Annotated in this window: 25 protein-coding genes, 1 tRNA gene and 1 other RNA gene; 9 read left to right on the top strand and 18 right to left on the bottom strand. The window is 40.4% G+C overall.

All coding sequences use genetic code 11. From position 1 onward, the window contains the following. Positions 1–89 precede the first annotated feature (89 nt). Complete coding sequence (locus LEUCM_RS05860; protein ID WP_016265364.1) at positions 90–284, top strand: hypothetical protein; 195 nt, start codon at positions 90–92, stop codon at positions 282–284. Between the two features lie 39 nt (positions 285–323). On the opposite strand, the gene lepA is transcribed toward LEUCM_RS05860, so the two are convergent. Continuing rightward, entirely contained in the window at positions 324–2,162 is a 1,839-nt protein-coding gene (lepA, locus tag LEUCM_RS05855; protein ID WP_011374985.1) for a translation elongation factor 4, read from the bottom strand. Positions 2,163–2,296: 134 nt separating this feature from the next. Continuing rightward, positions 2,297–2,440, bottom strand: coding sequence for a hypothetical protein (locus LEUCM_RS09900; protein WP_011374986.1), 144 nt, complete (start codon positions 2,438–2,440; stop codon positions 2,297–2,299). A gap of 143 nt (positions 2,441–2,583) precedes the next feature. Here LEUCM_RS09900 and LEUCM_RS05850 point away from each other — a divergent pair, with 143 nt between their 5' ends. The 5 genes from LEUCM_RS05850 (at position 2,584) to LEUCM_RS05830 (ending at position 5,809) form a co-directional block, all read left to right on the top strand. After that, on the top strand, positions 2,584–2,895 hold the full coding sequence (locus LEUCM_RS05850; RefSeq protein ID WP_025016394.1) for a hypothetical protein: 312 nt from the start codon (positions 2,584–2,586) through the stop codon (positions 2,893–2,895). A 104-nt stretch (positions 2,896–2,999) separates the two neighbouring features. After that, a complete protein-coding gene (locus LEUCM_RS05845; RefSeq protein ID WP_025016393.1) occupies positions 3,000–3,551 on the top strand; it encodes a hypothetical protein in 552 nt (183 codons plus the stop codon). Between the two features lies 1 nt (position 3,552). Next, positions 3,553–4,389, top strand: coding sequence for a DNA/RNA non-specific endonuclease (locus LEUCM_RS05840; RefSeq protein WP_025016392.1), 837 nt, complete (start codon positions 3,553–3,555; stop codon positions 4,387–4,389). A 122-nt stretch (positions 4,390–4,511) separates the two neighbouring features. Beyond that, complete coding sequence (locus LEUCM_RS05835; RefSeq protein WP_025016391.1) at positions 4,512–5,318, top strand: TraX family protein; 807 nt, start codon at positions 4,512–4,514, stop codon at positions 5,316–5,318. Between the two features lie 125 nt (positions 5,319–5,443). Continuing rightward, on the top strand, positions 5,444–5,809 hold the full coding sequence (locus LEUCM_RS05830; RefSeq protein WP_011374991.1) for a DUF805 domain-containing protein: 366 nt from the start codon (positions 5,444–5,446) through the stop codon (positions 5,807–5,809). A gap of 126 nt (positions 5,810–5,935) precedes the next feature. Here LEUCM_RS05830 and ssrA read toward each other — a convergent pair. From ssrA to LEUCM_RS05765, 13 genes are all read right to left on the bottom strand, one after another. Next, positions 5,936–6,305, bottom strand: a transfer-messenger RNA (tmRNA) gene (ssrA, locus tag LEUCM_RS05825). A gap of 46 nt (positions 6,306–6,351) precedes the next feature. Continuing rightward, positions 6,352–6,810 (bottom strand): hypothetical protein, encoded by a 459-nt coding sequence (locus LEUCM_RS05820; RefSeq protein ID WP_025016390.1) that lies wholly within the window; start codon positions 6,808–6,810, stop codon positions 6,352–6,354. Between the two features lie 54 nt (positions 6,811–6,864). Continuing rightward, the gene (locus LEUCM_RS05815; protein ID WP_025016389.1) at positions 6,865–8,061 is read right to left on the bottom strand and encodes an acetate/propionate family kinase; all 1,197 of its coding nucleotides are present in this window, start codon (positions 8,059–8,061) and stop codon (positions 6,865–6,867) included. A 21-nt stretch (positions 8,062–8,082) separates the two neighbouring features. Then, positions 8,083–9,102 (bottom strand): class I SAM-dependent methyltransferase, encoded by a 1,020-nt coding sequence (locus LEUCM_RS05810; RefSeq protein ID WP_241652828.1) that lies wholly within the window; start codon positions 9,100–9,102, stop codon positions 8,083–8,085. Between the two features lie 101 nt (positions 9,103–9,203). Continuing rightward, a complete protein-coding gene (locus LEUCM_RS05805) occupies positions 9,204–9,554 on the bottom strand; it encodes a hypothetical protein (protein WP_096695394.1) in 351 nt (116 codons plus the stop codon). Then, positions 9,517–10,029, bottom strand: coding sequence for a competence type IV pilus minor pilin ComGF (locus tag LEUCM_RS05800; RefSeq protein WP_025016386.1), 513 nt, complete (start codon positions 10,027–10,029; stop codon positions 9,517–9,519). The genes LEUCM_RS05805 and LEUCM_RS05800 overlap by 38 nt, the downstream gene beginning before the upstream one ends. After that, positions 10,004–10,309 carry a hypothetical protein gene (locus tag LEUCM_RS05795; RefSeq protein WP_025016385.1) on the bottom strand — a complete coding sequence of 102 codons (306 nt, stop codon included), beginning with the start codon at positions 10,307–10,309 and terminating at the stop codon, positions 10,004–10,006. The genes LEUCM_RS05800 and LEUCM_RS05795 overlap by 26 nt, the downstream gene beginning before the upstream one ends. Beyond that, positions 10,296–10,748 carry a competence type IV pilus minor pilin ComGD gene (comGD, locus tag LEUCM_RS05790; protein WP_025016384.1) on the bottom strand — a complete coding sequence of 151 codons (453 nt, stop codon included), beginning with the start codon at positions 10,746–10,748 and terminating at the stop codon, positions 10,296–10,298. The genes LEUCM_RS05795 and comGD overlap by 14 nt, the downstream gene beginning before the upstream one ends. Beyond that, positions 10,720–11,019: a prepilin-type N-terminal cleavage/methylation domain-containing protein gene (locus LEUCM_RS05785; RefSeq protein ID WP_025016383.1), complete on the bottom strand. Its 300-nt coding sequence runs from the start codon at positions 11,017–11,019 to the stop codon at positions 10,720–10,722. Before LEUCM_RS05785 ends, comGD begins: the two co-directional genes overlap by 29 nt. Further along, positions 11,016–12,023, bottom strand: coding sequence for a type II secretion system F family protein (locus LEUCM_RS05780; RefSeq protein ID WP_056936423.1), 1,008 nt, complete (start codon positions 12,021–12,023; stop codon positions 11,016–11,018). Before LEUCM_RS05780 ends, LEUCM_RS05785 begins: the two co-directional genes overlap by 4 nt. Then, positions 12,016–12,906 (bottom strand): competence type IV pilus ATPase ComGA, encoded by an 891-nt coding sequence (gene comGA / locus LEUCM_RS05775; RefSeq protein WP_025016380.1) that lies wholly within the window; start codon positions 12,904–12,906, stop codon positions 12,016–12,018. Before comGA ends, LEUCM_RS05780 begins: the two co-directional genes overlap by 8 nt. A gap of 115 nt (positions 12,907–13,021) precedes the next feature. Continuing rightward, positions 13,022–13,753, bottom strand: coding sequence for a YebC/PmpR family DNA-binding transcriptional regulator (locus LEUCM_RS05770; RefSeq protein ID WP_011375002.1), 732 nt, complete (start codon positions 13,751–13,753; stop codon positions 13,022–13,024). 90 nt (positions 13,754–13,843) lie between these two features. Beyond that, a complete protein-coding gene (locus tag LEUCM_RS05765; protein ID WP_016265379.1) occupies positions 13,844–14,344 on the bottom strand; it encodes a VanZ family protein in 501 nt (166 codons plus the stop codon). A 96-nt stretch (positions 14,345–14,440) separates the two neighbouring features. Here LEUCM_RS05765 and LEUCM_RS05760 point away from each other — a divergent pair, with 96 nt between their 5' ends. After that, positions 14,441–14,815 carry a hypothetical protein gene (locus LEUCM_RS05760; RefSeq protein WP_011375004.1) on the top strand — a complete coding sequence of 125 codons (375 nt, stop codon included), beginning with the start codon at positions 14,441–14,443 and terminating at the stop codon, positions 14,813–14,815. Between the two features lie 51 nt (positions 14,816–14,866). Next, positions 14,867–14,939 (top strand) — tRNA-Ala (locus tag LEUCM_RS05755). Positions 14,940–15,001: 62 nt separating this feature from the next. On the opposite strand, the gene LEUCM_RS05750 is transcribed toward LEUCM_RS05755, so the two are convergent. Both LEUCM_RS05750 and LEUCM_RS05745 read right to left on the bottom strand, forming a co-directional pair. Beyond that, a complete protein-coding gene (locus LEUCM_RS05750) occupies positions 15,002–16,402 on the bottom strand; it encodes a hypothetical protein (RefSeq protein ID WP_025016379.1) in 1,401 nt (466 codons plus the stop codon). Positions 16,403–16,415: 13 nt separating this feature from the next. After that, entirely contained in the window at positions 16,416–17,471 is a 1,056-nt protein-coding gene (locus LEUCM_RS05745) for a hypothetical protein (protein ID WP_133285956.1), read from the bottom strand. Between the two features lie 208 nt (positions 17,472–17,679). On the opposite strand from LEUCM_RS05745, the gene LEUCM_RS05740 reads away from it, so the two are divergent. Continuing rightward, complete coding sequence (locus LEUCM_RS05740) at positions 17,680–17,919, top strand: cytochrome b5 domain-containing protein (RefSeq protein WP_011375006.1); 240 nt, start codon at positions 17,680–17,682, stop codon at positions 17,917–17,919. Between the two features lie 65 nt (positions 17,920–17,984). On the opposite strand, the gene LEUCM_RS05735 is transcribed toward LEUCM_RS05740, so the two are convergent. Next, complete coding sequence (locus LEUCM_RS05735; RefSeq protein ID WP_025016377.1) at positions 17,985–18,998, bottom strand: YeiH family protein; 1,014 nt, start codon at positions 18,996–18,998, stop codon at positions 17,985–17,987. Between the last annotated feature and the right edge of the window lie 97 nt (positions 18,999–19,095).

Genomic DNA, 19,095 nt, shown 5'->3' with positions numbered 1-19,095 from the left:
TACCGGCATCAACCATCGTCGCCTATTCTCGCAGCACCACTTTTTTGATATACTACTTTGTAATGTCAACACATCAAAGGAGTATCCACATGTCATCAGCACAACAAATTATCCTATTATTTATCGTCTTCTGTTCAGCAGTTGCCGTTCTTGGCTCATCCGTAATGAGTTTCATCGCCTTTTATAAACATAACGCGACCCTCAGAAAAAGCGCCAGCGTCACTTTCTGGATTAGTATCATTATCCTCGTTATCTTTCTAAAACTAATCGATATGTATCAATAACAAAAAGACCTCCGATCATTATCGGAGGTCTTTTGTTATTTATTTACCTTTGGTATCTTCATCATTCATCTTAAGAATCGACATGAAGGCTTCCTGCGGCACTTCCACAGAGCCCACGGATTTCATCCGTTTCTTCCCAGCCTTTTGCTTTTCTAACAATTTCCGCTTCCGGGTGATATCGCCACCGTAACACTTAGCAAGCACGTTTTTCCGGAAAGCTTTAACAGTTGAACGGGCAATAATCTTATTCCCAATAGCGGCTTGGATTGGCACTTCGAATTGTTGACGCGGAATCGTTTCTTTCAACTTACCAACAATCACACGGCTCCGTTCAAAGGCAAAGTCCCGATGCACGATGAAACTCAAGGCATCAACCGCTTCGCCATTCAAGAGGATATCAATCTTAACCAGGTCACTGGCCCGATAGCCTGTCACTTCGTAATCAAACGATGCGTAACCCTTCGTATTTGATTTCAAATCATCGAAGAAATCAAAAATGATTTCAGAAAGTGGCATGTTGTAGATCACATTAACACGGTATGTGTCTAAATAATCCATTGTTACGAATTCGCCCCGTTTACGTTGCGCTAATTCCATCACAGCCCCAACATAATCGTTAGGGACCATGATTGACGCTTTGACGTATGGTTCTTTAACTTCTGAAATATTCGATGTTTCTGGCATTTCTGATGGATTATCGATCACTTCTTCAGTCCCATCAGTCAAGGCAACATGGTAATCAACCGATGGTGCTGTCATGATCAAGTCTAAATTAAATTCACGTTCCAATCGTTCTTGAACAACATCCATGTGTAACAGACCTAAGAAACCACACCGGAACCCAAAGCCTAAAGCTTGCGATGATTCTGGTTCGAACTCTAAAGCCGCATCGTTTAATTGTAATTTTTCAAGCGCTTCACGTAAATCATTAAACTTCGCATTATCAACGGGATACATCCCTGAATAAACCATTGGTTGGATATGACGATAACCATCAAGTGGTGCATCAGCTGGATTATCAGCTAAAGTGACCGTATCCCCAACGCGTGTATCTTGAATTGTTTTGATGCTAGCTGTGATATAACCAACATCACCGACCATTAAGAAATCACGTTTAACCGCTTTGGGTGACATCACACCAACTTCTGTGACTTCAAATTCTTTACCGCTGTTCATTAAACGAATCTTGTCGCCGACTTTAACCGTTCCATCGACCACTCGAATATTTAAAACAACCCCGCGGTAACTATCATAATTTGAATCAAAAATTAAGGCTTTTAATGGCGCTTCTAAATCACCAGTTGGGGCTGGTACATCCGTCACTAGTTTTTCAAGAATTTCTTCAATCCCAATCCCACTTTTGGCACTGGCAAGAACGGCTTCTGACGCATCTAACCCAATCATTTCTTCAATTTCAGCCTTAACAACATCAGGTTGCGCTGATGGGAGGTCAATTTTATTAATAACCGGTACGATTTCAAGATCATCGTCGACCGCTAAATAAACGTTGGCCAATGTTTGGGCTTCAACGCCTTGCGCTGCATCAACAACTAATAAGGCCCCTTCGCAGGCCGCCAAACTTCGTGACACTTCATATGAAAAATCGACGTGCCCTGGCGTATCGATTAAATGGAAAATATAAGTTTCGCCATCTTTAGCATGGTAGTGCAATTCCACCGCGTTCAACTTGATGGTAATCCCGCGTTCCCGTTCTAATTCCATGTCATCTAAGACTTGCGCTTGCATATCGCGCTTGGCAATAGTATCCGTCATCTCAAGAATTCGATCAGCTAATGTTGATTTACCATGATCAATATGCGCGATGATCGAAAAGTTACGAATGTGTTTTTGCCGGTCTAACATTTCTGCGTAATCCATTTATTGTACCTACTTCCTCTGACTATCCCTTAAATTATACCAAGCATGACACTTAAAAGCGAACAGTATTCCTTAAAATGACGCCACTAAAAAAGACGACCACTTAAAATTAATTTAGTGAGCGTCTTTAGCAACTATTTTTCTGGATTCGTTTTAGCTTTTTGTTTATCTTTTTTTGCTTCTTCTTGCGATTTATCATGGGTCACTTCTTCGACGACCTTCTTAACTGTGCCTTCAATCTGATCTTTAAGACTATCTAAACGTTCTTCATTTGCCATCGTTTCTTTCCCCTTTCACTATTCTAACTTCATTTTACGAGTCTTCAGTAGATAATGTCAAAAAGAAGGCCTTTTTTCGTAATCATGGTATACTTAGGTTGGATTCATTTTGATTTTTAAATTAAGAATTGGAGTGTGGTACCATGACATTTTTAATGACTTTTTCAAATAACGAGACCGTTACTTTACCGGAAACAGCACGTTTCCACGCTTGGAAAAACGATACAAGTTATCTAAGCGTTGATGAAGACCAAGCCTTCTATTTAGAAGCAATTTTCTCAGGAAGCTATCAAGAAGCTTTGGAATCTGCTAAAGCCAATCAACAAACTGATAGCCAACCCGTTAATGTCCTCGCCGGATTATTAGCCAGCGCTGACTGGTTAACGCTCGACGAACATCCAGATAAATACTACCGTACTAGCACAATTGTTTCATTAGAAGTGCAATCAAATTAAAACACAAGCCTTAGTCTGATGACTGGGGCTTTTTTAGTGGTTGATTGCGTTCAAATCAAGCTCGTTATACAATTAACTAAATCATTTGCTTTGGAGGCTAATTAATGACAATTCTATTGACGATTCTTTTAATCATCAGTACCATCACCAGCATTTATTATTTCACGAAACACCCTTATCATCGTCGCTTCTGGTTGAGCCTGACGTTTTTGCTTGTGGCAATCATCGGCTTAGGCACCACCAATACACTGATTAATGCGGCCAGTGCCTCAAAAACGAAGGTTCAGCACGTTTCAAAAAAAGAAGGCCAACGTGCCAAACAAGAAGCACTCGCCAACTCAACCTCACTTAAAAAACAACTAGCAGCCAAAAAATCTGAAGCTAGCAGCTTATCAATCGCGGTTTCAGAACAAGAAGCACATATTAGTTCACAAGAAGCGGCTACTGAAAGTAGTGTGCAATCGACTGCCACGGTTGATACAACCCAAACAACCACTAATCAAGCTGAAGAAATGGTGACAGTGGCACCCACCGCCGGTAAAAAATACCATCTTGATGCGAACTGTCGCGGCCTAAAGCGTGCCACGAGTACAACAACCATGACTCTGGCCGAAGCACAAGCACAAGGCTATACACTTTGCGGCTGGGAGGATTAACATGTCAAAATTAAAAGCAACCACCACCCTCATTATCGGATTACTTCTTGCAAGTAGCCCCCTCATCACACCAGAACCAACCCAAGCCGCTTCAGGGACTGCGGATTATCAACAAGCACAAAAAATTAATCAGAAGAATAAAAAGACCGGCAAGAAAATCAGTAAATTACAACGTCAGATTAACAAGCTCAATAAGCAACTCGCTAAACTGGCAACTGAAACCAATACCCCCATCGCTAATACAACAAATCACGCTGCTTCTGAGCTGGCAACATTAGATTATCAAGGTGATAACGAAATTATCGTCAACAATAACCAGTCTACCTTTACGACGGCTGATCTTGCCACTACAAATGGACCCTGGCAGACTTTTAGTAACCTCGACCAATTAAATCGGGCCGGCACTGCCAATGCGCTCTTAAATAAAAGTATGATGCCCACTGCCAAACGGGAAGGTCTTACTTGGAACCCGACTGGCTGGCGTAATAAACGGGTGAAATCCGGTTGGCTCTATAATCGTAGTCATTTAATCGGTTATCAACTGACTGGTGAAAACAACAACCCTAAAAACCTCATCACCGGTACCCGCCAATTGAATGCCCCCGAAATGTTGGCGCACGAGTCGGATATTGCAGCCTATCTTAAAAAGCATCCCTCAAGTGACGTGCGTTATCGCGTAACACCCATTTTTAGAGGGAATGAACTACTGGCTCGTGGGGTTCAAATGGAAGGTCAGTCAATTGGCGATAATAGCATTCAATTTAACACTTATATCTTCAACGTTGCAGATGGTGTTACTTTAAATTACGCAGACGGTTCAAGTAAAACTGCCAAATAAGCACATTAAGCAAAGTCTTTTGGGACTTTGCTTTTTTATATTGTCACCCAGAATTTAATGCTTATCATCAAACTTAAAACGTGAGATAATATACCCATTAAATCTTTTATGGGAGTTACCTTATGCAAACCAAATCACAGCAGATACTGAATAATTTTGATATCAAGATTCTAGGAATCTTACTCATGTTTGTTGACCATATCCACCAGATGTTCGCCGGAGCAGGCGTCCCTGACTGGGTCGATTGGTTCGGTAGACCAGTTGCTACTATTTTCTTTTTCATGGCGGTTGAAGGTTTCACGCACACACGTAACCAAAAACGCTATCTGACTCAGCTGCTCATCGGCTTTTGGGTGATGAATTTTGGTGATCGACTCGTTCAGCAATTCTTCACAGTTGGTGATATCGCTTTATCCAATAACATCTTCACAGATTTATTTATTGCCGTCCTAGCAATGTATGGAATCCAAGAAATCACAGCTGGTCGTCGGGCCCATAATACCAAGCAAATGGTAATTGGTTTTTTAGCCATTATCGTGCCAATCATGATGTCGGTACTCGTTATCTTGTTACTAGTTAATCCCAAAACAGCAATGTTAGCAGCAAATATCGGCATGGTTATTCCAACCATCACACTTGCCGAAAATTCTATTTTTCTTTATATCGGTGTCTTCTTTTACCTTTTCCGCAATAATCGGTTACTGCAATGCCTGACAATTATTGTTTTTGCCGTTATTAACGCAGGCGCTAACTCAGGTTTTATCTTTACTGGTTTATTAACGACTAATACCCAATGGATGATGATTTTTGCAATCATTCCAATCCTGTTATACAACGGTCAAAAAGGTCGAAGTATGAAATCGTTTTTCTACTTCTTCTACCCAATCCATATTTGGTTATTATACATTCTCGCTTCATTCATCATTTAATACCGCTTAATAAGCTAAAAACTGTTAATTAGCAAACGCAATATGCCATAATATTATTAACAGCAAAGCGTTTTTCTTATCGTTTAAAAACGTTAAGCGCTGATTAATGGAAAGGGGCTTTTATCATGGTAAAATCATATCAAAGATATTGGGCACGTATTCTTGATTTCACGGGGACCTCAAATCGTCCCGATTTTTGGTGGCCAATTATTATTAATTACATTTTAGGTGGCATTATTATTGGGATTATTCAGGCAATGACCGGGCATCCAATCTCAGAAATTTATAACATTGGTGATTTAGGCATTTCGATGGGCCGTAATATCGTAGTTTTCATTGTATGGATCGCAACTTTATCCGTTAAAATCCGTCGTCTGCACGATACAGACCGCTCAGGTTGGTGGGTTCTCATTGAATTCGTACCACTGATCGGGACAATCTGGTTCTACATCTTAATGCTCCTACCAACAAAAACAAATCGTTGGGCATAAGCAATTGATTTAACAGTCACACTGGTGGCTGTTATTTTTTTGCAACAAAAAAGGCATCTAACACCGTTACGGTAGTGTTAAATGCCTTTTATTAAGCCAACTAATTGGCTTAACCCTTGTTTTATCCAATGGAGCCGGCGGGGGTTGAACCCGCGTCCATGCGCATTGCCACGTCAATCTCTACACTCATAGTCGAACTATTTAGAAATTCGCTAGCCCAAAACGCCGTTCAACAGAGGCTCGGATGGACTAACTAGTTTGAAAATCTCTTTTAAACACTTCAAACGGCGGCATTTAACGTAACCCAATTAATTTGAGACCCGGATCTAACCCTTGGGTGAAGTCAGGCGGATCACGCTATGCTGGTGTTTAGGCAGCTACAGCGTAAGAATTGTTATTGTTTGCAGTTATAATTAACTGTAACGTTGTTAACGCAGACGTAACCTACGAAGTGCAATTCACGCTCACCTACACATGTCGAATCCGTAACGGCCCCGATATGCATAGCATATTCTATCATAAATTCGCGTAATATAAAAGGATTACGCCGATTTAACCACTAATCGTTTCTCAGGGAAGCGTTCTTTGAGGAATTTAGCTAGTGTTTGGCTATCTAATTTAAATTTTAACGTCGTAATTTGAATTTGACCGCTAAAGACTTGAACAACCGTTTCGGCCTCTTTTGTGATTAGTTCAATCTTCGAAATTGCGGCAAATTGACGAACCGTATTTAAATTGGCAATTAGCATGGTCTTGGTAAACCCTTTTGGCCAAAAGGCGAAGACTAACAAGATAATGACTGATGCAACACCTGTCAGTTTATCATCTACCGATCCCGTGACAACAACACTGGCAATCAGTAACCCAATTGCAATTACCGTTAAAATGATGCGCATCACGCGACTACTCTTAGCACGATATACCATATGAAACTGCACGACTAGCCAAATGACTAATAAAGCCATTGCTAGGATGCTATAAAAAATTGTAAAACTCGACATTGCTTTGAACCTCCAATAAAAAAGGACCAGCAATACGCTGATCACTTTTTAAACTTATTTAATTTGACCGACTGACATAACGTCTCTGGCAATCATGACTTCTTCGTTTGTAGGTACTAGGAGCACCTTAACTTTTGAATCATCAGTACTAATAATCCGTTCTTGTGCCATAACATTGTTCCGTTCTGGATCAACTTCGACACCGAAATAGCTAAGGCGATCGCCAATTCGTTGACGCATTAAAATATCGCCTTCACCCATCCCAGCTGTAATCACTAAGACATCTAAGCCACCCATAATCGCAACGTATGAACCAACATACTTGATTAAACGGTTAACGAAAATATCGATTGCCAATTGTGATTCTGGGCGTTCTTCTCTTGTCTTTTCAAGATCACGCATATCAGGTGATAATCCTGAAATACCGTAAATTCCTGATTTCTTGTTCAAGATGTCAATCATCTCTTCTGGATCTTTGATATCTAATTTCTTCATTAAGAAAGCGACTAATGATGCATCGATATCACCAGAACGGGTACTCATCGTAACACCAGCAAGTGGTGTGAAGCCCATTGAAGTGTCTAATGATTTACCATCTTTGATAGCAGTCATTGAAACGCCACTACCAAGATGCATAGTAATCATCTTCAAATCTTCTAATGGTTTTCCTAACATTTCAGCAGCACGATGTGAAACATAACGGTGACTAGTCCCATGAGCACCGTATTTACGAGCCCCATATTTACGATAATAATCTAATGGTAGACTGTAAAGATAGTTTTCTTCGGGCATTGTCGTGTGGAAAGAGGTATCAAAGACTGCCACTTGTGGCACATTAGGCAAAATATTACGGAAGGCGCGGATCACACCGGCTTCAGCAGGATTATGCAATGGTGCGTATTCAGCTAATTCTTCGATGCGTTTTAATGATGCTTCAGTAATCAAGGCTGATGTTTTAAAATCTTCGCCCCCGGCAACAACCCGGTGGCCAATCCCACTAATTTTAGAATATTCAGCAATAATCTTAAATTCGATTAACTTCTTAAGTAATAAATCAACCGCAACATCTTGAGTTTCAATATCTTGCGTGATTTCATATTTTTGACCATCACCATATTTAACAGTGAAGACAGAATCGGATAAGCCGAGACGATCAACCATCCCTTTGGCAATCACCTTTTCTTCAGGCATTACAAATAATTTCCATTTTAAAGTTGAACTGCCGGCATTAATTGCTAAAATTTTTGACATCTAATCACCTTTTCTATTCGATTAATTAATATTTTCTTTATGCCAAGTCCGAATCTGTTGTAAATACGCAGCGAACGCTTTTTGATCGTTTGAATTTGGAAATTCACCTAATAGAATTTGCTTAGCTTGTTGGGCACCAGCACCTTGTTTTTGTAAGACTAAGATGGCTTTTTGACCCTCTTTAGTCTTAAACAAGTTAACTGGTAAGCTCAATAAACCTTGCAAGTAGACGTGTTTAGTAATCCATTTTACCAGTTGCTTCGCTTCATCTGTTTCCAAAATAACATTTGGTACAAGGAAGAAACCAAAACCGCCGTCTTTAACATAGTGCATCGTTTGTTCAATTAATAAATGATGCGCATATGAGTGTCCACTAGCAGCATGCGTTTCAAAATCTGCTGCTCGTTCATCAATTGGATAAAAACCAATTGGTAAATCGGCAACCGCGATATCAACTGGCTTAACCATTAATGGTTCAATCGCATCTTGATGGAATAAAGTGGTGTCTAACCCTTGTAACTCACTACTAATACCGGCTAATTCTAGCAGACTATCATCGTTATCAACCCCAAAACCTTGGAGCTTATTACCCGTTAGATTTTGAATATGATTCATAACAGTTGCTAATAAATTACCTGTACCAATCACTGGGTCCAACACTGTCTTAATTTGATCAGCGCCACCAAATACTTCCGCCAAATATGCGACTAAATAACCAATTGCATCAGGTGTCATTTGTTTATTAGGCTCCACTTTAACTTGACGAAGCCCTTTTAAGGTTGCCAGTTGTAAGGCTTGACGAATGGTCTCCGCATCAAACTGGTTAAGCTTAACCGTTGCGTAAATTGTTTCAAGTTGTGCGACAGTTTGCGCATCTGGTAAATTATCTTCAACCTTCACACGACCACCATCAGCGATATTGGCAATTGATTCAGTCAATGCATCTAAATAGGTTGTTTCTAAATTCTGTTCAATCAACGTTGTTGTTTGATCAATTAAGTCAAACAACGTTTCTACAGCACTCTTAGGCAAAATAGCCACCTCTATTCATTGGATTCTGTTATATTCTAGCGGTAATCCAACATCAACGCAAGTAATACAGATGGTTACATTACAAATTATAAGCTATAGTAAGCGCTTTATCAAATGGAATTTTTATTTTTACCTGTTATATTTTTTATTTCAAACTGTTTCTGATAGCCATTCTTAAGTGTCACCTTGATTTGATGCTGTTTCCTTAGAATTTTACTTTCACCTGTTGTGGCTTTAATCCCCTTTAAATCAGTCTTGGATTGACTAGCCAAGGTCAACTCATAAAGTGTTTTAGCTTGATAATGATTCAGCAAATATCGATAACTCTGTTGTTGCTGTTGATAACTATGTGTCACACCTACTAATACGACGCTGATTAATGTCAGCATTAATATCGCGTTAAGTAATGCAACCGCCGAATGTTTAATCGGTTTTGATCGTCTTTTTTTTAGCCTGTTCATCTTGTTCCTCCAAGAAAACTTCATGTTGGTAGCGACTCTGATCCGTAAAAGTCGCATCGATTTGAACAAACGGTCGCTGGTAGTCAAGTTGAAGTTGCTTGAGGTTGCCTAATAATGGCATATACCCATCTAATTGGCTGACAACAACCATTTCATTTTTCATCCTTTTTAAATAGTAAACAGTCTCCGCTTCCTCCCCTGACTGATTAGTGTCTGGTTTTCGAAAAGTGATTTTGGAGCCATCTTGATCCTGATGATGTGTAAAATACGCATCGGCTAAAAACTGATCTAACTGAATCGTACTGATATGCCAATTGATTGTATTTTGCTGTTGTTGTGTCACTTTAATTGCCTTTTGTAAAACACCCACCGTTGCCACCAGTAACTGACTCGTCAGGATTAGAATCGCCATTGAAATCACCATTTCAATTAGCGTGAACGCTGAGTGTTTAATCGGTCGTCCAATTAATCGCAACCGACTCACCTGCCTTTGTGGTTACCTTTAATTTCTGCTGATTAGCCGTCACCGTATAGATTGTTCGCCCCATTTGCCACCGTTTTTTCACTGTCTGATGCGCTCTCAACTGCTCAGCGGCCATTGCTAGAACCGCCTGTTGTGCAACTTGCTGTTGTTTAAGCGTTTGTTGTTGCTTAAAGTGTAGTAGACTTACCGTTAATAGCCAGCAAGCCCCTAGTACTAAGGTTAAGGCAATGATATTTTCAACAAGCAAAAAGGCCGGTCTACTTCTGAACATGTAATACCCCCCACATCATCTGGACTTTATACTGATATTCACGATTATTAAGCGTTGATTTTAACTTTAAGGTGCGCGGTTTGATCCCCTTATTATGAGTAATATTAATTAAATGCCATTCGGCTGGATTACTCACTGTTAAAGTTTCTGGTAATACAAGTTGGTGATTTCTAAACGACTCACCAGCACCTTTAAATGTGATCGCATGTGTTGGTGCATCCCACATCACCCGAATCGCCCGCGGTTCAATTGCCACATATTGGCGGGCTGCATCCCAACTCGTTTCAAATTGATGTAGAAACAACTGCTCAGCCTGTTGCGCACGGTATTGCTTAATTTGATAAATCGGTAACCAACTTAATAGACTCACAATTGCTAAGACCACGCACATTTCAATCAACGTAAATCCCTCATTTTTGCTTAACCGTGCCGCTATCAATTGTAATCCCCTTCTCCTTTGCGTGCTTTAATTGGTCTTTTGAAATATACTTATCCGTTAATTCATCTAGACTCTTAATTTGATGACCTTGTTCATCGGCAGCCAATTCAACTTGCGTTTGTAAAGTCGTCACTAAAGCTTGATCGGTTTTCTTCTCCGCGCGCTGTTTTTGAGCCACCAAATTTGGTGAGATTAATAAAATTAACAACGCCACAATTGCTAGAACAATTACCATTTCGATTAATGTAAAAGCATTTCTTTTTTTCTTCATGAAATTCCCTCCATTGTTTGATACAGCGGTAATAAAATACTGAGATACGTACAAATAATAATGAGCCCAATTAAGATAAATAAAATAGGTTGTAACCAGCTCACTTTCCGCTGTAATTGCTTCTGTAGTTCCGTATACTGCAGGTTAGCTAGCATGGTGATCTCATCGGTCGTCTGTTGCGTGAGATTATGCTTAGCTAATACCAATCGTAACGACTGTGGAAAAAATGCAGAGCGACTAAGATAAGCATCCAATGATTGCCCTGAAGCGAGTACGACTTCCAATTGTGCTACCAAGGTCACCAGCCATGTATTTTGTTGCAGTTGCTTCTGTAAAGCACAAATTTCTGTTAACTTGAGCCCGTTTTGCAGACAAGTGCTCAAATCAAATAATAAACAATAATGATAATACTGCTGAATATCACGCCCAATGATTGGCCACTTGAACGCTTTTTGTAATCGAACTAAAACCGGTAACCGGCGGTAAACCATAAAAAGACCGCTGCCCATTATCAAAAGGACTAGCACTAACAAAAAGCCCCACAATATGATGCGATTCAGCGGCGAGCCTGTCTGGTTTGACTCGGGCGTTATCTGGGCAATCTCAGGTAATAAATAATGGCGTAATAAACCGATTAAGCCCCCTAAAAAAGCCAAAAGAAATAACGGATAAGCTAGTACCCCCCGTATTTCTCGATGGCGCTTTTGGCGGATACTTTGAATCCGGCCTAAATGCCATAAACATTGCCCGAGATTACCTTGTAATTCGGTTAGTTCAATTTGACCAACATAATCAGCCGGAAAATGAACATGCGCTAAACTGACTGCCAGACTGTCACCTTTTTCAAGGGCTTGATTCACCTGATTTAACCACTGTCGTTGTTTTGGAAAGACAATCGGTAAGAAAGCAAAAGCTTGTTGTAATGAAAAGCCGTTCTCTAATAGCCGCCCCAATAACTGCAAGAAATCGGCATAAAATTGCGCTTGTTGTCGTGACTTATACATCGCATCCACCTTCTTTTGCCGAGAAATAATCTGAACCAGTTAATAACTCATAATGGGCTTGCACAATGTCGTCTTTTGTCACCAATGATTGATAGGCAATCCCCGTTAGACAGGCTCGTAATTGCAGATTAGAAATACCAAGATCCAATAAACGCGCGACCACGCCCCGTGTACTTCGAGCATGGATTGTGCTCAATACCAGGTGGCCACTTAAAGCCGCGGAAACGGCATATTGGGCCGTCTCTAAATCGCGAATCTCACCGATAATCAGCGTATCTGGACGCAATCGCAAACTAATTTTTAATAGCTCGGCGTAGCTCAATCCCGCATTATCGTTGACCTGCAGTTGCAAAAACTCAGGTGCAACAATTTCAATCGGATCTTCAATAGCAACCACCATCTTGGCACTCATTGATTGTTGGGCCAGATGATAGAGACTAGTCGTTTTACCAGAACCAGTCGGCCCAGCGAAAAGAATTAAGCCCGCCTGTCGACTCATCTGCGTTAATTGCGCCAAGATCTGTTGATCATCACAATGATAAATGGCACCAATTGGATAGATAAACCGAATGACCAAGCTTTCGCGGTTTAAAAAATCCCCAACCGTCGCTAGGCGTAAATAAATTGTTTGGTCAGCCAGTTGTAATTCCGAGCGGCCGGTTTGCGCACGCCGAGTCTCGCTGATATCCATCCCCGCCATATACTTCAGTCGATTTAAATAACGCGTTCCAGTCGGTTTATCCAATTCTTGATTGGTGACCAAATCGCTCTGACGACGTTCCGTCAAGCGCCAGCCACCTATTGTCGGTGTAAAATAAAGATCTTGCACATGGTGCTTAGCACAATGCTTTAATAAAGTTGTTAGCTTTTCTTCAGTTGACATGCCATCACCTTTCTTTTAAGTTGTTACTTAAAATTACGCTAGGGATGGTCATATTTTTTTGCAAAAAAAATAACCTTAAACCAATAATATTGGTTTAAGGTTATTTAGAATAATATTATTCTTCTTCTGGTAGTTCACCAGCAGTATAAACATCTTGAACATCATCGTTGTCTTCCAAAGCATCAACTAAACGTTGGAATTGTTCTACTTTTTCAGGATCAACTGGTGTTGTATTTTGTGGAATCATTGTTAATTCAGCATTTGCCAAAGTGTATTTCTTTTCAAGAATATCACGGACATTTGCCAATTCCTTAGGATCTGTGTAAATTTCAAACACATCTTCTTCGGTTTGTAAATCATCCGCACCAGCTTCTAAAATGTCTTCGAACATTTGATCTTCATCAACATCTAAGCCTTCACGTGCAATCGCGATATAACCGCGACGGTCAAACATGTAAGCCACTGAACCAGCAGCGCCCATTGTCCCGCCATTACGAGTAAATGCAACACGAACGTCTGAACTTGTCCGGTTCTTATTGTCAGTTAAAGCGTGTACTAAAACGGCAACACCACCTGGTGCGTAGCCTTCATAAGTAATTTCATCGTAGTTCGCGCCATCGCTACCGTCAGCCTTGTCAATTGCCCGTTTGATGTTATCTTTAGGCATGTTAGCTGAACGTGCTTTATCCATAATTAAACGTAATGCGGCGTTAGAACTTGGGTCAGGACCGCCACTTCTCGCAGCCATGAAAAGCTCACGGGATAGTTTTTGGAAAATCTTGCCGCGTTTTGCATCTTGTGCATTTTTACGACCCTGAATATTATGCCATTTTGAATGTCCTGACATATCTAACTCCTCTTTTCGATTATAGAATTCTGGTACTAAGTCGTTATCTATGATAGCAAATTATCAACTCAAAAGCAATGGTAGTCACGTTTATCGTCGTTTTTTACGACCTGTAAAGTATAAAATAACACTCATAATGACAATCCCTGATAAAGCGCCCACACTATCGAGCATGACATCTTGAAAAAGTGGTGTCCGATCACCCGTTAACATTTGGTGGAATTCATCAGTGGCGGCATACCCGGTGGCGGCCAGCCAACTGAAGATGCCCGCTAAGAAAGTGCCTTCGATTCGGGGACGTAATCCTAAATAACTAAATAACGCTAATAAGAAATATGTGCCGAAGTGGGCACCCTTGCGCACAAAGAATTCGACAAACTTAAAATAACCACTTGCCTTAACACTTTGTTCACTGCCTGCATAATGGAAGGAGAATTGACTCAACCACTGCTTAAGTGGTTCATTTTTCAAGACGCGTTCCAAAAGTGGGACGGATGTTTGTTCATGATACGTCATTGATGAGCTATAAAACAAAATTGCCATCATGACAAGTGCCAACACTAAGAACCAATCGCTCTTTTTCTTAAACATGCTTAATCCTCCGCTAATTAATCTCAGATTACAGTATACCAAAGTTGTTCCAAGCATTAAAATCAGATATACTACCATTTGAAAGAAGGTTTTAAAATGCCCGAGCAAGATCGTTTTTACCAACCTCAAAACGCCAAAGATGCCATGCGTTTTGTCCAAAAATTATTCAACCAATACAACCAAGCACCACTAACTGAAGAATTAGTCGCATACCATCAAAAATTACTCGCTTATCTCACCAATGACGTCACCGTTGAAGTCCAAAAACAAGGCAACTCAGAACAAGCTGCCAAATTAAATGGCATGATTGTCGCCATGCAAGACTGGCTAAAAATTCGTGTCAGCGGGAAACCTTACGCTGGCAAAATGCAACATTTCAAATTTATGCCTGATCAACAACAAACGACATTTAAGCAACGGACAATTAAAGGCAGCAAGCCCAACAACCTCCGGACATCGCCTCGTCGTTAAAGACGCTTGCTATTTTAGCTGAAAGTGCTAAAATATCTTTTGTAAGCGTTTGGGCCCGTAGCTCAGTTGGGAGAGCGCCTGCTTCGCATGTAGGAGGTCGCCAGTTCGAATCTGGTCGGGTCCATCAATTTAATCCCATAAAAAAGAACCGCCAACAATAATTGTTGGCGGTTCTTTTTTACTATCTTAGTCATCGTAGCTTGCTGATGCATCAAATTCACTTAAGCTAGCAGAATCAACCTTCTCAGCATTTAAATAGTCTGTAAACTTCGCTGATTTAATAAAGCCCGTCCCGGGATTTAGATAAATATTGCCATCTTCTCCTAAACCAATTAATTCAACGCCATCAATCTGTTGTTCATCTTTTGGTGAAACATCTTCAATCGTCGTCAGATAAGCAAACCGAATCCCCCCTTGTGTCACGTTACTATCAGTCGCTTTAATTCCAAATGCTTGGGGGCGGCCCCACATACCTGCTAAACTCGGTGTCCGATAGGCAATTAACGCCCACTTACCAAAATTTTCTGCATTTTCAAATTGGCTGATAAGCGGATTAACTTTAGTCATTGTGCCTCGTTTTTCAAGATAAGTTGGCGTTTTGGTTGCTGATTCAGTCATCACTGTACTTGTTTTATAAGCCCCTGAATCCGGTGTTTGATACGCTGCTTTCGACCCACCGACCGAATCCGATAGCCGCATAATAAGCTGATTATCATAAACCGCAAAATTAAAGCGTTCATCAGGCGCTGACACACTTGACCGATCACGGTACTGGTTACCCGCAACACTCAATTGACTCATGTCATAAACATCCCCCTGGTTATGATCAAAAGTAATATGACCTTGATCATCTAAATGGTACTGACCCGTCATATAGGCTACTGAGCCAGCACCATAGGAATTGTAGACTGCTTGCCAGTTAAAAGTACCATCTTGATTAAAGGTTAGCCAAACCTGATTCTTATCAATTCGGCCCATAAAATTCTTACCACCAATCAACTTTTGCGCGACCACTTTCGGTGCTAATTGATATTGCTTAGCTTGTTGTGTCTTGAATTGATCGAAATCAACCACTTTAGTTTTTACTTTATATAATTTAACCTTATTAATTGAACCTTCTAAATATTTAGGCGTTATTTTAATTTCAATTGGCTTATTTTCAGCTGCTGTTAACTGATGTTCGTCCCTATATTGATATGCAGTTGGCGTTGCCTTTTGTTTAAGCGCACTATCACTTGCGTAAGTGACTTCAACTACTTTTTGAATTTTAATGATAATCTGTTGCGTCTTCTTATTCACCTGATAGGTCCCTGATTCAACAAACTTACCAGCATATCCGTTACTGGCGGTAATATCTTGTCGGAATGTACCATCCTTTTTAAAGCTCATTAAATAATCATAATCTGGATCTTCATGAGACTTATTCCCCGTATAAGTCCCGTGATAAGTGCCACCGCTAACATTATTTTGTGTTGTAGTTTGGTGTTGTGCGTGACTAATCTGTTTAGCTAACTTCACTTGGCGACTACATGCAACCAATAGTAAGCTAGCAAATGCCAGCAGCATTACTAATTTCATTTTTTTCATTATGACGCTCCCCCTAGTCATGAATATGTGTCGGTGCGATTGTTGTCGTCCCGATAACCCGCATATTTTTTAAATCAACAATTTCTTTTTCGTAATCTGTTGGATCGGCGCCCGGACCTTCTCTTATAAAGCCATATACAGCAACGTCACCAAAGCGTCTGATAGCGGGTGTGGCAGTGCCTTGAAAGAACAATTTATAACTGCCATCACTTTCTAAAGTTATCACCGCATCATCATCAACGCCACTATTACGCCAGACACGCCACATTACATTCATTCTTTTTCCAACCAATAGATTATACAGTTCAACTCCCATATTCGTATCAATAACCGACTCACTCGTTACCTTTAGACTCGGATCCTGCCCCGCAACTTCTGCCTTCAACTGCGTTAATTCACTACTTCCAGTTGGTGCAGTTTCCACTTTTGTGGTATTCGTTGTTTGACGCGACGTGCTAGTTGTCGTCTTACGACTTTTTTGCGATTGAACTTCATTTTGCGCGGCTGTCTTAAAATGGTTGAACGATATCATCGCATGTTTTGTTGGTCGCAACTGAATGCCATTAACACTTCCCTGTAAATAATCCGACTTAATTAGAATATTAATCGGTTTATCCTCTGCTGCTGTCAGAGCCTTGCCCCCTTGTTGTTTACGATAATCATAACTAATTGGTGGCTGTTGATGGGATAAATCATATTCAGTCGCGTAAGTGACTTCCACAACTTGCTGAATGTTAATCACAATTTTAGCTGTCTGCTTATCAATTGTGTAGGTCCCTTGCTCTACAAACTTGGCATAATAACCATCTGTTGCAGTAATATCTTGTCTGAACGTCCCATCTGCTTTAAACGCCATTAAATACTCGTAGCTTGGGTCCGTCTTCGTACCAGCCCCTTGATAACTACCCGCAAAGTTCTGTCCAATAATCTTAATCCGACCATTTTTAGTAGTAGGTGACACGACATGTTGCTCTACTTTTTTTGCATGCTTAGTGTTGTCCTGACACCCTACTAGTCCCACCGTTAGTAGTAAGAAAGCACCCATTAGTACCTTGTTTTTAACTCTCACCTTTATTCCCCCAATAAAGTATTTTTACATTTTACTAATCATGTGATTAGTTTAACGCATTAATTTTCTTAATATTAACATGGTCCGCCTAACGATGAAAACTATTTCTTAGTGGACTGTCAGATTTAACTATGCCGTGCACAACTTAATTGTTGCCAAATGTTCGCGAAAACGTTATAGTTATGCTAATATCTAGGGGGTTTTTATAATGACTGATAAAATTTTTACAAAAGAAACACTCGCACAATATAACGGTCAAGATGGCCAACCAAGTTACGTTGCTGTTGAAGGTATCGTCTATGACCTATCCGCAATGGGACCTTGGGAAGGTGGCAAACATTTTAAAGGCTTGAGAGCTGGACAAGACTTAACAGAAGCCTTCGCAAACTCACACCACACACCTAAACGACTTCAAAATCTCCCTCAAATGGGCCGCTATGAAGGTTAATAATGACTTTCATCAAAAAAACACCATCAATTCTGGACAATTGCGTCCACATTGATGGTGTTTTTTTAGAATAAGATCGTAATTAATAAAATAGCAGCAGCAACTTGGAAAACGACTAACCCGCCGGCATAAAATAACAATTGTTTGCCTTGATTAAATAGTGTTTTTAAGTTTAACCGTAAGCCGATTGCGGCTAAGGCGGTCATTTCACACCACGTACTCAAGAAATGGCAGATTGTTCCGAATTGACCTGGGAAAAGATGTAGGCTGTTGATCACACAAAAGATTAAAAAGCCTAAAACGTACCAAGGTACTAAGCTACTCTTTTTAGCCAATAGTTGTTGACTTAACTTCGTATCGGTTGCTTGGCTTTGTTTCTTCTGATGTAAATAACCAAAACCGGTCACTACAAAGACTAAACAGATAATTCGCAAGATTTTAAATAAGGTTGCTGTGACGACAGTGCCTTGATTAATCATGGTGGCACTGGCGACCACTTGACCCACAGATTGCACCGTGCCACCAATTAAAATCCCTCGAGCAAGATTATCATGGCCCCATAACAGTGTCCCTAAAACTGGCAGTGCCAACATCAAGATTGTCCCCATAAGATTGACCATTGTGATGGCAATCCCAGTATCTTCATTATCCGCATCAATCACGGGCGCAATCGCCCCGATTGCTGAAGAACCGCAGACCGCATTCCCACCGGCCATCAATAAGTACGTGCCTTCGCTAAAGCGCAAGCGCCGGCCCAACCAGATGGCAAAGCCAATTGTTAAGCTCATCTGCAAGACCGTTAGAACAACCCCTTGCCAGCCAATTTTTTGAATACTTTGGAATGTGATTGTCGCGCCTAATAACATCACCGAATATTCCAAGAGTCTTTTTTCAGAAAATTTCGTGCCCGCGGCTAAGCCCGGTTGTTTTAACCAGGTATTGCCTAAAATAATGCCAACAAATAACGCGATGGTTGCACCACCTAACATTGGTAACCATAATTGTGCAATATAGTAGCTTCCAATCGCGATGACCAATGATACAATAAAGCCAGGTAATTTCTTAATCAATGATTGCATTTTACTCGCTTCCTCTCAAATCAATAAGTTAACTATACCGAAACTCTTTCAATTAATAAAATAAATCTTTATAATAGTTGTTATTAAGAATTTTAAT

Origin of the sequence: Latilactobacillus sakei subsp. sakei DSM 20017 = JCM 1157 (assembly GCF_002370355.1) — a bacterium.
Lineage (GTDB): Bacteria > Bacillota > Bacilli > Lactobacillales > Lactobacillaceae > Latilactobacillus > Latilactobacillus sakei.
The sequence above is the reverse complement of the archived record's forward strand: the minus strand, read 5'-3'. Positions and strand labels throughout refer to the sequence as shown.

Excerpts from the sequence above, each read along its gene's own strand:
- LEUCM_RS05860 (WP_016265364.1), top strand. The coding sequence starts at position 90 with ATGTCATCAGCACAACAAATTATCCTATTATTTATCGTCTTCTGTTCA.
- lepA (WP_011374985.1), bottom strand. The coding sequence starts at position 2,162 with ATGGATTACGCAGAAATGTTAGACCGGCAAAAACACATTCGTAACTTT.
- LEUCM_RS09900 (WP_011374986.1), bottom strand. The coding sequence starts at position 2,440 with ATGGCAAATGAAGAACGTTTAGATAGTCTTAAAGATCAGATTGAAGGC.
- LEUCM_RS05850 (WP_025016394.1), top strand. The coding sequence starts at position 2,584 with ATGACATTTTTAATGACTTTTTCAAATAACGAGACCGTTACTTTACCG.
- LEUCM_RS05845 (WP_025016393.1), top strand. The coding sequence starts at position 3,000 with ATGACAATTCTATTGACGATTCTTTTAATCATCAGTACCATCACCAGC.
- LEUCM_RS05840 (WP_025016392.1), top strand. The coding sequence starts at position 3,553 with ATGTCAAAATTAAAAGCAACCACCACCCTCATTATCGGATTACTTCTT.
- LEUCM_RS05835 (WP_025016391.1), top strand. The coding sequence starts at position 4,512 with ATGCAAACCAAATCACAGCAGATACTGAATAATTTTGATATCAAGATT.
- LEUCM_RS05830 (WP_011374991.1), top strand. The coding sequence starts at position 5,444 with ATGGTAAAATCATATCAAAGATATTGGGCACGTATTCTTGATTTCACG.
- LEUCM_RS05820 (WP_025016390.1), bottom strand. The coding sequence starts at position 6,810 with ATGTCGAGTTTTACAATTTTTTATAGCATCCTAGCAATGGCTTTATTA.
- LEUCM_RS05815 (WP_025016389.1), bottom strand. The coding sequence starts at position 8,061 with ATGTCAAAAATTTTAGCAATTAATGCCGGCAGTTCAACTTTAAAATGG.
- LEUCM_RS05805 (WP_096695394.1), bottom strand. The coding sequence starts at position 9,554 with ATGAACAGGCTAAAAAAAAGACGATCAAAACCGATTAAACATTCGGCG.
- LEUCM_RS05795 (WP_025016385.1), bottom strand. The coding sequence starts at position 10,309 with ATGTTCAGAAGTAGACCGGCCTTTTTGCTTGTTGAAAATATCATTGCC.
- LEUCM_RS05785 (WP_025016383.1), bottom strand. The coding sequence starts at position 11,019 with ATGAAGAAAAAAAGAAATGCTTTTACATTAATCGAAATGGTAATTGTT.
- LEUCM_RS05780 (WP_056936423.1), bottom strand. The coding sequence starts at position 12,023 with ATGTATAAGTCACGACAACAAGCGCAATTTTATGCCGATTTCTTGCAG.
- comGA (WP_025016380.1), bottom strand. The coding sequence starts at position 12,906 with ATGTCAACTGAAGAAAAGCTAACAACTTTATTAAAGCATTGTGCTAAG.
- LEUCM_RS05770 (WP_011375002.1), bottom strand. The coding sequence starts at position 13,753 with ATGTCAGGACATTCAAAATGGCATAATATTCAGGGTCGTAAAAATGCA.
- LEUCM_RS05765 (WP_016265379.1), bottom strand. The coding sequence starts at position 14,344 with ATGTTTAAGAAAAAGAGCGATTGGTTCTTAGTGTTGGCACTTGTCATG.
- LEUCM_RS05760 (WP_011375004.1), top strand. The coding sequence starts at position 14,441 with ATGCCCGAGCAAGATCGTTTTTACCAACCTCAAAACGCCAAAGATGCC.
- LEUCM_RS05750 (WP_025016379.1), bottom strand. The coding sequence starts at position 16,402 with ATGAAAAAAATGAAATTAGTAATGCTGCTGGCATTTGCTAGCTTACTA.
- LEUCM_RS05740 (WP_011375006.1), top strand. The coding sequence starts at position 17,680 with ATGACTGATAAAATTTTTACAAAAGAAACACTCGCACAATATAACGGT.
- LEUCM_RS05735 (WP_025016377.1), bottom strand. The coding sequence starts at position 18,998 with ATGCAATCATTGATTAAGAAATTACCTGGCTTTATTGTATCATTGGTC.